This is a genomic window from Ectobacillus polymachus, assembly GCF_048159605.1.
In the GTDB taxonomy this organism is placed as follows: domain Bacteria; phylum Bacillota; class Bacilli; order Bacillales; family Bacillaceae_G; genus Ectobacillus; species Ectobacillus polymachus.
This window is the reverse complement of record NZ_JBLREB010000001.1, coordinates 2,061,144-2,072,920: the sequence shown is the minus strand read 5'-3', so window position 1 is coordinate 2,072,920 and position 11,777 is coordinate 2,061,144. Positions and strand designations below refer to the sequence as shown.

The window sequence follows — 11,777 nt, the reverse complement described above, 5'->3', positions numbered from 1 at the left end:
TGACTACGGATCAAAAGGTTGGGGATTCGAATTCTCCTGGGCGCGTATTACGGGAAGTAGCTCAGCTTGGTAGAGCACCTGGTTTGGGACCAGGTGGTCGCAGGTTCGAATCCTGTCTTCCCGATATGGGGCCTTAGCTCAGCTGGGAGAGCGCCTGCTTTGCACGCAGGAGGTCAGCGGTTCGATCCCGCTAGGCTCCACATATAGATGATGGCGGTGTAGCTCAGCTGGCTAGAGCGTACGGTTCATACCCGTGAGGTCGGGGGTTCGATCCCCTCCGCCGCTACCATATAATAAGGACCTTTAGCTCAGCTGGTTAGAGCAGACGGCTCATAACCGTCCGGTCGTAGGTTCGAGTCCTACAAGGTCCACCATTTACAACTTAAGTACGGAGGAATACCCAAGTCTGGCTGAAGGGATCGGTCTTGAAAACCGACAGGTGGCGAGAGCTGCGCGGGGGTTCGAATCCCTCTTCCTCCTCCATTTTATTTTTTAAAAATAAAATAATTTATCTATCGTCGCGGGGTGGAGCAGTCCGGTAGCTCGTCGGGCTCATAACCCGAAGGTCGCAGGTTCAAATCCTGTCCCCGCAACCAAATGGTCTCGTGGTGTAGCGGTTAACATGCCTGCCTGTCACGCAGGAGATCGCCGGTTCGATCCCGGTCGGGACCGCCATTTGGCTCGGTAGCTCAGTCGGTAGAGCAGAGGACTGAAAATCCTCGTGTCGGCGGTTCGATTCCGTCCCGAGCCACTTTACTAGATTAAGTGTTGCCGACTTAGCTCAATTGGTAGAGCAACTGAATCGTAATCAGTAGGTTGGGGGTTCAAGTCCTCTAGTCGGCATTTTTTATTTTGAGCCATTAGCTCAGTGGTAGAGCATCTGACTTTTAATCAGAGGGTCGAAGGTTCAAGTCCTTCATGGCTCACATTTTGCGGGTGTAGTTTAATGGTAGAACTTCAGCCTTCCAAGCTGATAGCGTGGGTTCGATTCCCATCACCCGCTCCAAATAATGGGCCTATAGCTCAGCTGGTTAGAGCGCACGCCTGATAAGCGTGAGGTCGATGGTTCGAGTCCATTTAGGCCCACCATGTAAAATAATCATACATTTTTATTCCGCAATAGCTCAGCGGTAGAGCAATCGGCTGTTAACCGATAGGTCGTAGGTTCGAATCCTACTTGCGGAGCCATATAGAGAAGTACCCAAGAGGCTCAAGGGGCTCCCCTGCTAAGGGAGTAGGTCGGGATACCGGCGCGAGGGTTCGAATCCCTTCTTCTCTGCCACGGCCCGTTGGTCAAGCGGTTAAGACACCGCCCTTTCACGGCGGTAACACGGGTTCGATTCCCGTACGGGTCATACTAAGAGTCAGTGATGAATATACTGGCTCTTTTTTCATGTCCTACGATGTATAAACGTTTCATTTATGTATAGATAGATCCCTCGTAATCTCTGTCTGTTTTCTTTCCTTTATTCCTCTTTCGCAGAAGTAGTATATTCACGCTACTTATGTGAATTAATTCACAAAATCATCACAAAAATGGAATGGAATAAAAATAATTTATGTTAAAATGAAAATGTTCAGAGGAAATTACACAGAATATAGAATGAATGGATTTATAAAGAAAATGTAGACAATAAAGGAGAGCTTAAACATGAAGCAGAAGATTAATCGTGTTGTTTTAGTCGGAACAGGTGCAGTTGGCTGTAGCTATGCATATTCAATGCTTAACCACGGTGTAGCAGAAGAACTTGTACTCGTTGACGTAAATGAAGCCAAAGCAGAAGGCGAAGCAATGGATTTAAATCATGGTATGCCATTTGCTCCAGCTCCAACGAAGATTTGGAAGGGAAGCTACGCAGATTGTAAAGATGCAGACCTTGTTGTTATTACTGCAGGACTTCCACAAAAACCAGGTGAAACTCGCTTAGACTTAGTAGAAAAAAATACGAAAATCTTTAAGCAAATTGTTCGTGGAATTATGGACAATGGTTTTGATGGAATATTCTTAATTGCTACTAATCCAGTTGATATTTTAACATATGTTACTTGGAAAGAATCAGGTTTACCGAAGGAACGCGTTATCGGTTCTGGTACTACACTTGATACAGCACGTTTACGTTATATGCTTAGCGATTATTTTGATGTTGATGCACGTAACGTCCATGCTTACATCATTGGTGAACATGGTGATACAGAACTTCCAGTATGGAGCCACGCTTCTGTTGGGGTTCAAAAATTAGCAAAAGTTTTACAAGATCAAAAATATAAACAAGAAGATTTAGATGCTATTTTTGTAAATGTTCGTGATGCTGCTTACCATATTATTGAGCGTAAAGGTGCAACATTCTATGGTATTGGTATGGCTCTCATGAGAATTACAAAGGCGATTTTAAATAATGAAAACTGTATTTTAACTGTTTCTGCATACTTAAACGGTGAATATGGACAAAGTGACATTTATGTAGGTGTTCCTGCTATCATCAACCGTAGCGGTGTTCGCGAAGTAATGGAACTTGAAATGGACGAAGCTGAACAAGCTAAATTCGATCATTCAGTAAAAGTATTAAAAGAAACAATGAGCCCAGTATTATAATTTATCTTATATATTTGTTCAACATATCTGCAAAAACCTCATCATAATTATATTATGATGAGGTTTTTTTGTTTCATTAATTAATGTTTACATATTATTTCTAATTTTTATACAATTTCTTTACATAACTATTTTACTATTAGTGTAGGTACTCTTTTATTTATACAATTACATCCTGTAAATTACTTTTATACTATAGATTTTTCTAACATAATGAAATCAAATTATGAAATGCTTTCACACGGATTTTATAGCAGAAATTACATAGTTATTGTCTATAATGTGAATTATATCTAAATTTTCTTTTTACAGTAATGTTTTTCTTTCTAACAAAAGGAATTATAGAGTTTTTAGTAGAATAATATTAAAGTATTTGAAATATTATGTACCGGCGAGGTGAAAGCTGTGGTTTTGACTCAACTTACGGACTATGATTTACATCTGTTTCATGAGGGTAGCCTTTTTCAAAGTTATCACCTGTTTGGTGCCCATCGTGCGGTTGAAAATGATATAGAAGGTGTGCGATTTTCTGTTTGGGCCCCTCATGCAGCAGCGGTAAGTGTAGTAGGGGATTTTAACAATTGGATAGGCAATGAACATCAAATGACAAAAATTACAGATCAAGGTATATGGTCATTGTTCATTCCTGGGCTTAAGGAAAATGAGATTTATAAGTATGAGATTCAAACTTCATACGGTAAAACGTTATTAAAATCGGATCCCTATGCGTTTTTTTCAGAGTTACGCCCCCATACTGCTTCTATTGTTTATGATATAGGGGAGTATAAATGGAATGATCAGAAATGGTTCCGAAATAAAAAACGTAAATCGATTTATGAAGAACCATTCGCTGTGTATGAGATGCATATTGGTACTTGGAAAAAAAAGGATGAAGGTTCCTTGTATTCATACAGGGAGATGGCTGACATTCTAATTCCTTATGTAATCGATCATCATTTTACACATATTGAAATCATGCCGCTAGTTGAACATCCTTATGACCGTTCTTGGGGGTATCAGGGTACAGGATATTATTCTCCTACAAGTAGATATGGTACACCTTATGATCTTATGTATTTTATCGATCAATGCCATCAGCATGGACTAGGGGTTATTTTAGACTGGGTGCCAGGGCATTATTGTAAAGATGCTCATGGTCTGTACATGTTTGATGGGGAACCTACGTATGAATACTACGATTATAATGTACAAGAAAATCCTGTTTGGGGAACTGCTAACTTCGATTTAGGAAAGCCGGAGGTTCAAAGTTTCCTTATATCGAATGCACTATTCTGGTTTGAATATTATCACATAGACGGTTTTCGTGTAGACGCTGTTGCAAACATGTTATATTGGAACGCAAATGGACAATTTAGTCGAAATGAAAATGCAGTGAAATTTTTACAAAAATTGAATGAAGCTGTATTTGCCGTTCATCCAGAGGCTTTAATGATTGCAGAAGATTCTACTGATTGGCCGCTTGTAACAGCTCCAACCTATGATGGGGGACTAGGGTTTAATTATAAATGGAATATGGGATGGATGAATGACATCCTAAAATATATGGAATGTGAACCTCAATATCGAAAGCATATGCATGATAAAGTAACATTTTCACAGCTATATGCTTACTCTGAAAATTTTATCTTACCGTTATCACATGACGAAGTTGTACATGGAAAAAAATCCCTCCTTAATAAAATGCCAGGAGATTATTGGCGAAAGTTTGCGCAATTACGACTCCTATATGGATATTTCATCTCACATCCGGGTAAAAAACTATTGTTCATGGGTGGAGAATTTGGACAGTTTGATGAGTGGAAGGATCTTGAGGATTTAGATTGGATGCTTCAAGATTTTGAAATGCATAGGCTTATGCAAGAATATTTTAAAGAATTAATGGGTATTTATAAACGCTCTAAACCACTTTGGGAACTGGATCATAAGCAGGAAGGGTTCCGATGGATTGATGCAGATAATTGTGAGCAAAGTATTTTTTCATTTATTCGTTACGGCAAGAAAGACAATGAATCGTTAGTTATTATCTGCAATTTTAGTGAATACGTATACCACGATTATAAAGTAGGTGTACCGTTAGACGGATCCTATAATGAAATATTAAATAGTGATGATATTCGGTTTGGTGGCTCCGGTCAAGTGAATAAAAAACGCTTGAAAGCGATCAAAAAAGAGATTCATAATCAACCAGCTTGTGTAGAAATGACGATACCGCCTTTTGGTATTTCGATTTTGCGACCAGTGAAAACAAGGAAGGGGAATATGAGGGATGGCAATAAAGAAGAAATGCGTAGCAATGTTACTAGCAGGGGGAAAAGGTAGTCGTTTAAGTTCTTTAACAAAGAATTTAGCTAAACCAGCTGTCCCATTTGGCGGAAAGTATCGGATTATCGATTTTACATTAAGTAATTGTACAAATTCAGGCATTGAAACGGTTGGCGTCTTAACACAATATCAGCCGCTTGTACTTCACTCTTATATTGGAATCGGAAGCGCTTGGGATTTAGACCGTAGTAACGGAGGGGTAACAGTTTTGCCTCCGTATTCAGAATCTTCTGGCGTGAAGTGGTATAAAGGAACCGCAAGTGCCATTTTCCAAAACTTAAATTATTTGAAACAATACGATCCTGAGTATGTTCTGATTTTATCAGGCGATCATATATACAAAATGAATTATTCTAAAATGCTAGACTATCATATGGAAAAAGATGCGGACGTTTCGATTTCCGTTATTACTGTTCCATGGGAGGAAGCAAGTCGCTTTGGTATTATGAATACAAATGAAAATATGGAGATTACAGAATTCGAAGAAAAGCCTCCATTTCCTAAAAGTAATTTAGCATCAATGGGAATATATATCTTTAAATGGTCTGTACTGAAGGAGTTTTTAGAAATGGATGCGCGTAATCCTGAATCTAGTAATGATTTTGGGAAAGATGTTATTCCATTATTATTAGAAGAAAATAAGAAAGTTGTAGCGTATCCGTTCCAAGGCTATTGGAAGGATGTCGGTACAGTGAAAAGTCTTTGGGAAGCAAATATGGATTTGCTTAGCGAAGATTCAACCTTAAATATGTATGATAGAGATTGGCGTATCTATTCAGTAAATCCAAATCAACCTCCTCAATATATTGCTCCAACAGCAACAATTGAAGAATCTTTATTAAATGAAGGCTGTGTAGTCGAAGGAGAAGTAAAGCATTCCGTTTTATTCCAAGGCGTATCAGTAGGCGAAGGAACGGTTATTACGGATTCTGTTATTATGCCGGATGCGGTAATTGGAAAAAATGTAACGATTGATCGAGCGATCGTTGCACCGGGAATGGTAATCGAAGATAATGCTACTGTTCGCCCACTTAAGAATATGGAAGATATTATATTAGTAGCAGAGGAAGAATAAATCTTAGAGGGAAATGAGGAGGATTTATGTTAGGAATAATTAATGCAACAAACGAATTCAATTCATTAAAGAAGTTAACACAACATCGTTCGTTAGCAGCACTTCCTTTCGGAGGACGTTATCGTTTAATCGATTTTATGTTATCTAATATGGTGAATTCAGGGATTCATAGTGTAGCTATCTTTACTGGACATGAAAATCGCTCGATTATGGACCACCTTGGTTCAGGAAAACAATGGGATTTGGATCGAAAAAGAGACGGATTATTTGTATTTACCCCAAACTGTCCATGTGAAAAAATTGAATGTGGTTCGTTTCATCACCTTGATCGTAATATTGATTATCTTCTTAGAAGTAAACAGAAATATGTGGTTATTACAGCAGCTCATATCGTAACTTCTATTAACTTTAGACCAATCTTGTTACGTCATATTGAGATGCGTTCAGATATTACAGAGGTATACTACAAAGGACGCTCGCTTCAAACCTATATTCTGAGTAAAGATTTGTTGCTTACTTTAATCAAAGGATATAAAGATAAAGGTAATATAGGTATAAACGATATTGTCCGAGAAAATCCGACTTCTCTGCGTATACATCCGTACGAAGCACAACAATATGTTGCCATTATTGACTCCATTGAAAGTTATTATGAGAAAAGCCTTGCTATTTTACAACCAACTGTATGGAAGCAGCTTTTTCATAATGATGCGCCTATCTTTACAAAAGTAAAAGACGAACCTCCTACACGATATAGTAAGGGAGCAAAAGTAAGCAATAGCATGATTGCAAACGGCAGCATTATAGAAGGTACGATAGAAAATAGTATCTTATTCCGTTCTGTTAAAATTGGAAAAGGATCCATTATTCGAAATAGCATCATTATGCAAAAAACGGAAATAGGTGATAATTGCATTCTTGATGGGGTTATTTTGGATAAAGATGTGAAGATTGTAGATGGAACGGTATTAACAGGTGCGAAACAAGGATTGTCGCCATTTGTGGTTGAAAAAGGAACCGAACAAGGAGCTCTGATGAATTTGTGAATATATTATTTGCTGTATCTGAGTGCGTGCCCTTTATTAAATCTGGCGGCTTAGCAGATGTAGCGGGTGCACTTCCGAAGGAATTAAAAAAGCTAAACAATGAAGTTCGAGTCATACTACCTAATTATAGTCTTATTCCTTGGCATCTAAGAAAAAATGCTGTGCTGAAAACGGTAATATATGTTCAAATCGGATGGAGACAGCAACATTGTGGTATTTTAGAAACGAAATATGATGGGATTACCTATTATTTACTTGATAATGAATACTACTTTAAACGAGATTCGTTGTATGGTCATTACGATGATGGGGAACGATTTTCGTTTTTTTCCAGAGCTGTGTTAAATTGCATACCTTATTTAGAATTTGAACCAGATGTGCTGCATTGTCATGACTGGCATACAGCCATGATTCCATTTTTACTTAAAGAGGAATATCAGAATTTTCCAATGTATGCAAAGATAAAAACTGTATTTACGATTCATAATCTTCAATTTCAGGGAATATTTCCTCGCTCGGTCATGGATGAACTTCTCGGTTTAGATTCTAGATATTTCTCAATCGATTATTTGGAGTTTTATGGAAACATTAATTTTATGAAAGCCGGAATTATAGCATCGGATATGATTACTGCTGTAAGTCCTACCTATAAAGAGGAAATACAGCATCCATATTATGGTGAGAAGTTAGATGGCTTGTTACGATACTATCACTATAAACTTAAGGGCATCGTAAATGGGATTGATGATGTATTCTATAATCCGGAAACTGATTCATCGATTGCATCAACATACACTGCAGGGTCATTAGAGCGGAAGCAGCTAAATAAAGCTGCGTTGCAGCGTCAGTTAGGCTTTGAAGAAAAAGAACATACACCAATCATTGCTATGGTAACGCGTCTTACGAAACAAAAAGGAATTGATTTAGTGCGTCATGTATTTCATGAAATGATGCAGGAGGATATTCAATTTATTGTAGTAGGATCTGGCGATAAAGAATATGAGGATTTCTTTCAATATATGGCTTATTTATATCCAGATAAAGTAAAGGTGTATATTGGTTTTAATGAAACATTGGCGCATCATGTTTATGCAGGATCAGATATTTTTCTTATGCCATCCTTATTTGAGCCATGTGGTTTGGGGCAGCTTATTGCCNGGTGTATATTGGTTTTAATGAAACATTGGCGCATCATGTTTATGCAGGATCAGATATTTTTCTTATGCCATCCTTATTTGAGCCATGTGGTTTGGGGCAGCTTATTGCCCTTCGTTACGGATGTATTCCCGTTGTAAGGGAAACAGGTGGTTTAAACGACACAGTACAATCCTATAATGAAGTAGAAGAACAAGGAAATGGATTTAGTTTTAGAAATTTCAATGCTCACGATATGTTATACACGGTTCGGCGCACATTGTATTATTATCATCAACAAGATGTATGGCACAAGTTGGTGACTAGAGCTATGGATCAAGATTATAGTTGGAAACAATCTGCACAGAAATACCAGGACCTATATGAAGAACTAGTTCGACAGGAGTGAATAGCATGTTTTCAAGTACAGAGAGCTTCAAGGCTGCATTTTTAGAAAAGTTGGAAACGACCTATGGGAAAAGCTTTAAAGACTCTACTACTCGCGATCAGTACAACACACTAGGTCATATGGTGCGAGAATATATTAGTTCACGATGGATTGATACGAATGAAAAGGTTCGAGCCGATAACCAAAAACAAGTATACTATTTATCCATTGAATTTCTTCTTGGACGATTATTAGGTAGTAATCTACTAAATCTAGATATTTTAGAAGTAAGTAGACAAGGATTGGCGGAACTTGGTATTGATTTAAGTGAAATTGAAGAGAATGAGTCGGATGCAGGGTTAGGAAATGGTGGTCTTGGACGTCTTGCAGCTTGTTTTTTGGATTCGTTAGCTTCGCTTAATTTACCAGGTCATGGCTTTGGTATTCGCTATAAACACGGCTTATTTGATCAAAAAATAGTCGACGGGTATCAAGTTGAACTTCCAGAGCAATGGCTAAGAAATGGGAATGTATGGGAATTGCGAAGACATGACCAAGCAGTGGAAGTTAATTTTTGGGGACAAGTAGAATCCTCAATGGTAAATGGAAGATTAGAGTTTTTCCACAATAACGCTGAAACCATTATGGCGATTCCATATGACGTACCAATTGTGGGTTATCATACGAATACAGTAAACACACTACGCCTCTGGAGTGCAGAGCCTACCCCGTTTCCGCCGAACAACAAAAATGTACTTGTATATAAGCGTGAAACTGAATCTGTATCTGAATTTTTGTATCCAGATGATACACACGATGAAGGAAAAATATTGCGTTTGAAGCAGCAATATTTTCTCGTGTCAGCTAGTCTACGCAATATTATACGTTTGCATAAAGATCGGAACGGTACGTTAAAGAATCTGCATGAAAAAATAGCCATCCATATTAACGATACACATCCTGTGTTAGCTATTCCGGAACTTATGCGAATTTTGTTAGATGAAGAAAAAATGGACTGGGATGAAGCATGGTATATTACTGTAAATACCATTTCCTATACGAATCATACTACCCTTTCTGAAGCACTTGAGAAATGGCCGATTCATATTTTTCAACCGCTTCTTCCACGTATCTTTATGATTGTAAATGAAATTAATGAAAGATTTTGTCGTGAGCTTTGGAATCGGTATACATACGATTGGAAGCGCATTGAGAATATGGCTATTATTGCAAATGGTCTCGTAAAAATGGCGCATCTTGCTATTGTTGGCAGCCATAGTGTAAATGGGGTTGCTTATATTCATACAGAAATTTTGAAAAAGCGTGAAATGAGACTTTTTCATGAGTTTTATCCGAACAAATTTAACAACAAAACCAATGGAATTACGCATAGAAGATGGCTCTTAAAAGCAAATCCAGAACTGGCAAAGCTATTATTTGAAAGTATTGGATCCGAGTGGGTTGCAGATCCTACAAAGCTTACTTCGCTGTTAGCATATAAGAATGATCGTTCATTTTTAGAGAAATTTGAGGCTATAAAAACATTGCGAAAAGAAAAGCTAGCAAAGCGAATTCTGCAGAAGACAGGAATTGCTATCGATACGCAATCCATATTTGACGTACAAGTAAAACGCCTGCATGCGTATAAACGGCAGTTATTGAATGTTCTCCATATTATGTACTTATATAATCGATTAAAAGAGGACTCAACCTTTACGATGCAGCCAAGGACATTTATCTTCGGAGCCAAAGCATCTCCGGGATATTATTATGCGAAGAAAATTATTAAGTTAATCAATGATCTAGCTATAAGAGTGAATCATGATCCTCAAACAAATAAATATTTAAAAGTGATCTTCTTAGAAAACTATCGAGTCTCATTGGCAGAGGAAATATTTCCAGCCTCTGACGTTAGTGAACAAATTTCAACAGCTAGTAAGGAAGCTTCTGGAACTGGAAATATGAAGTTTATGATGAATGGAGCTATTACGGTTGGAACTTTGGATGGGGCTAACATAGAAATTCGTGATGAAGTAGGCGACGATAATATTTTCATTTTCGGACTTACTGCAGAGGAAGTGCTCCATTACTATAGTAATGGAGGGTATCAATCAAGTGATTATTATCACCATGATTTACGTATTACGAAAGTAGTGAATCAGCTTGTGAATGGATTCTTCGATAATGGTGATGATGAATTTGGTATGATTTATGATTCTCTTATCACACAAAATGATGAATACTTTGTGTTGCGTGACTTTGCTCCTTATTTAGATGTGCAAGAACAAGTTGGCAGGGTTTATCAAGACCGAAAGAAATGGTTAGAAATGAGTCTAACAAATATTGCAAAGTCCGGATATTTTACAAGTGATCGAACCATCAAGCAATATGCTGATGAAATTTGGAATATTAAGCCGATTCGTTAAAGTAAAAAAACAGGTGCTCATGCACCTGTTTTTTTCAGTTCCATACTTGTATAGCTGCTTTGTAAGATGATATATCGTGATTTTTTGTAATGGATCCTAGATTAGAAGTAAAGGTTATGAGGTTATTGACATGGTAGTATTCCCATTTGCGGTCAATCTTTTCTATTTTCACTTTTCGCGGCGGTAGGAGAGGGACGACATCAAATAAATTTACAAATCGGAAGCTGTTTGCTACTTGTAAGTTGTAGTAGTTTCGAAATGCAAGATCGCCTACCTTTGGTGCTCCGAAGTTGTAAAGAATACATGTACGAAATGATGTATTAACACGAGCATCTAGTATGTGAAGAACAGCGAGAGCACCTCCTAGACTATGACCGGTGACAAGAAGGGATTTGTGTGAGGAGAGCTTTGCTAATGCATCCATAATGGTATCGCGGCATGTTTCGTAAATAGAAAGAAAACCGCTATGAACATTGCCGCTATTTTGGGTATATGGATATTCTCGTTGATTGACTAACGAATCTGCAATCCAATCCGGATCAGATTGTGTTCCTCGGAATGCAACTATAATACTATCATCTGATTCTAGTATAAAGCCAAACCATTCGAGTGTACCGATGGCCTTCGCTTTAAATCCCATCACATATTGTAGTCCATCTGGCAATGAAAAGGATCCGTCTTGTATGTTTTGTTCATAGGTTAATTTACAGCAACTTGCCAGCAAAAAGCTTAGTTTTCTATCGATAGCAGAGAATGTAAGCAAAAAATGACC

At 37.9% G+C, this 11,777-nt stretch carries 6 protein-coding genes, 15 tRNA genes and 2 pseudogenes; 22 read left to right on the top strand and 1 reads right to left on the bottom strand.

The genetic code is table 11. The features are described 5' to 3' along the window. The first annotated feature begins 50 nt into the window (after positions 1 to 50). The 22 genes and pseudogenes from ACM5BR_RS10650 to ACM5BR_RS10545 all read left to right on the top strand — a co-directional run bounded on the left by ACM5BR_RS10650 (position 51) and on the right by ACM5BR_RS10545 (position 11,005). Positions 51 to 124, top strand: a tRNA-Pro gene (locus ACM5BR_RS10650). A 3-nt stretch (positions 125 to 127) separates the two neighbouring features. After that, positions 128 to 200: transfer RNA gene (locus tag ACM5BR_RS10645), tRNA-Ala, on the top strand. Positions 201 to 212: 12 nt separating this feature from the next. Next, positions 213 to 289: transfer RNA gene (locus ACM5BR_RS10640), tRNA-Met, on the top strand. An 8-nt stretch (positions 290 to 297) separates the two neighbouring features. Continuing rightward, positions 298 to 374 (top strand) — tRNA-Ile (locus ACM5BR_RS10635). Between the two features lie 16 nt (positions 375 to 390). Then, a tRNA-Ser gene (locus ACM5BR_RS10630) sits at positions 391 to 483 on the top strand. 36 nt (positions 484 to 519) lie between these two features. After that, positions 520 to 596 (top strand) — tRNA-Met (locus tag ACM5BR_RS10625). A gap of 3 nt (positions 597 to 599) precedes the next feature. Beyond that, positions 600 to 675 (top strand) — tRNA-Asp (locus tag ACM5BR_RS10620). A gap of 3 nt (positions 676 to 678) precedes the next feature. Further along, a tRNA-Phe gene (locus tag ACM5BR_RS10615) sits at positions 679 to 751 on the top strand. A 19-nt stretch (positions 752 to 770) separates the two neighbouring features. Next, a tRNA-Thr gene (locus ACM5BR_RS10610) sits at positions 771 to 843 on the top strand. 11 nt (positions 844 to 854) lie between these two features. Beyond that, positions 855 to 926: transfer RNA gene (locus ACM5BR_RS10605), tRNA-Lys, on the top strand. Positions 927 to 932: 6 nt separating this feature from the next. Continuing rightward, a tRNA-Gly gene (locus ACM5BR_RS10600) sits at positions 933 to 1,006 on the top strand. Between the two features lie 6 nt (positions 1,007 to 1,012). Further along, positions 1,013 to 1,089, top strand: a tRNA-Ile gene (locus ACM5BR_RS10595). A gap of 24 nt (positions 1,090 to 1,113) precedes the next feature. Continuing rightward, positions 1,114 to 1,188: transfer RNA gene (locus ACM5BR_RS10590), tRNA-Asn, on the top strand. 3 nt (positions 1,189 to 1,191) lie between these two features. Beyond that, positions 1,192 to 1,282 (top strand) — tRNA-Ser (locus tag ACM5BR_RS10585). A 1-nt stretch (position 1,283) separates the two neighbouring features. Further along, positions 1,284 to 1,355 (top strand) — tRNA-Glu (locus ACM5BR_RS10580). A gap of 296 nt (positions 1,356 to 1,651) precedes the next feature. Beyond that, positions 1,652 to 2,593 (top strand): L-lactate dehydrogenase, encoded by a 942-nt coding sequence (locus tag ACM5BR_RS10575; RefSeq protein ID WP_416827796.1) that lies wholly within the window; start codon positions 1,652 to 1,654, stop codon positions 2,591 to 2,593. A 411-nt stretch (positions 2,594 to 3,004) separates the two neighbouring features. Next, entirely contained in the window at positions 3,005 to 4,933 is a 1,929-nt protein-coding gene (gene glgB / locus ACM5BR_RS10570; protein ID WP_416827795.1) for a 1,4-alpha-glucan branching protein GlgB, read from the top strand. Further along, positions 4,881 to 6,011: a glucose-1-phosphate adenylyltransferase gene (locus ACM5BR_RS10565; RefSeq protein ID WP_416827794.1), complete on the top strand. Its 1,131-nt coding sequence runs from the start codon at positions 4,881 to 4,883 to the stop codon at positions 6,009 to 6,011. The genes glgB and ACM5BR_RS10565 overlap by 53 nt, the downstream gene beginning before the upstream one ends. A 26-nt stretch (positions 6,012 to 6,037) precedes the next feature. Then, entirely contained in the window at positions 6,038 to 7,057 is a 1,020-nt protein-coding gene (locus ACM5BR_RS10560) for a GlgC family sugar phosphate nucleotidyltransferase (RefSeq protein WP_416827793.1), read from the top strand. Then, positions 7,054 to 8,214: pseudogene (gene glgA / locus ACM5BR_RS10555) on the top strand (glycogen synthase GlgA); the annotation flags it as partial. The gene ACM5BR_RS10560 and the pseudogene glgA, both read left to right, overlap by 4 nt. A gap of 2 nt (positions 8,215 to 8,216) precedes the next feature. Beyond that, positions 8,217 to 8,600: pseudogene (locus ACM5BR_RS10550) on the top strand (glycogen synthase); the annotation flags it as partial. A gap of 5 nt (positions 8,601 to 8,605) precedes the next feature. Then, the gene (locus ACM5BR_RS10545) at positions 8,606 to 11,005 is read left to right on the top strand and encodes a glycogen/starch/alpha-glucan phosphorylase (RefSeq protein ID WP_416827792.1); all 2,400 of its coding nucleotides are present in this window, start codon (positions 8,606 to 8,608) and stop codon (positions 11,003 to 11,005) included. Between the two features lie 34 nt (positions 11,006 to 11,039). Here ACM5BR_RS10545 and ACM5BR_RS10540 read toward each other — a convergent pair whose 3' ends face one another. Continuing rightward, positions 11,040 to 11,768 carry a lipase family protein gene (locus ACM5BR_RS10540; protein WP_416827791.1) on the bottom strand — a complete coding sequence of 243 codons (729 nt, stop codon included), beginning with the start codon at positions 11,766 to 11,768 and terminating at the stop codon, positions 11,040 to 11,042. Positions 11,769 to 11,777: the final 9 nt, after the last annotated feature.

What these genes read in the sequence shown, in the direction of transcription:
- ACM5BR_RS10545 (WP_416827792.1), top strand. Translation starts at nt 8,606, where the DNA reads ATGTTTTCAAGTACAGAGAGCTTCAAGGCTGCATTTTTAGAAAAGTTG.
- ACM5BR_RS10560 (WP_416827793.1), top strand. Translation starts at nt 6,038, where the DNA reads ATGTTAGGAATAATTAATGCAACAAACGAATTCAATTCATTAAAGAAG.
- ACM5BR_RS10575 (WP_416827796.1), top strand. Translation starts at nt 1,652, where the DNA reads ATGAAGCAGAAGATTAATCGTGTTGTTTTAGTCGGAACAGGTGCAGTT.
- ACM5BR_RS10565 (WP_416827794.1), top strand. Translation starts at nt 4,881, where the DNA reads ATGGCAATAAAGAAGAAATGCGTAGCAATGTTACTAGCAGGGGGAAAA.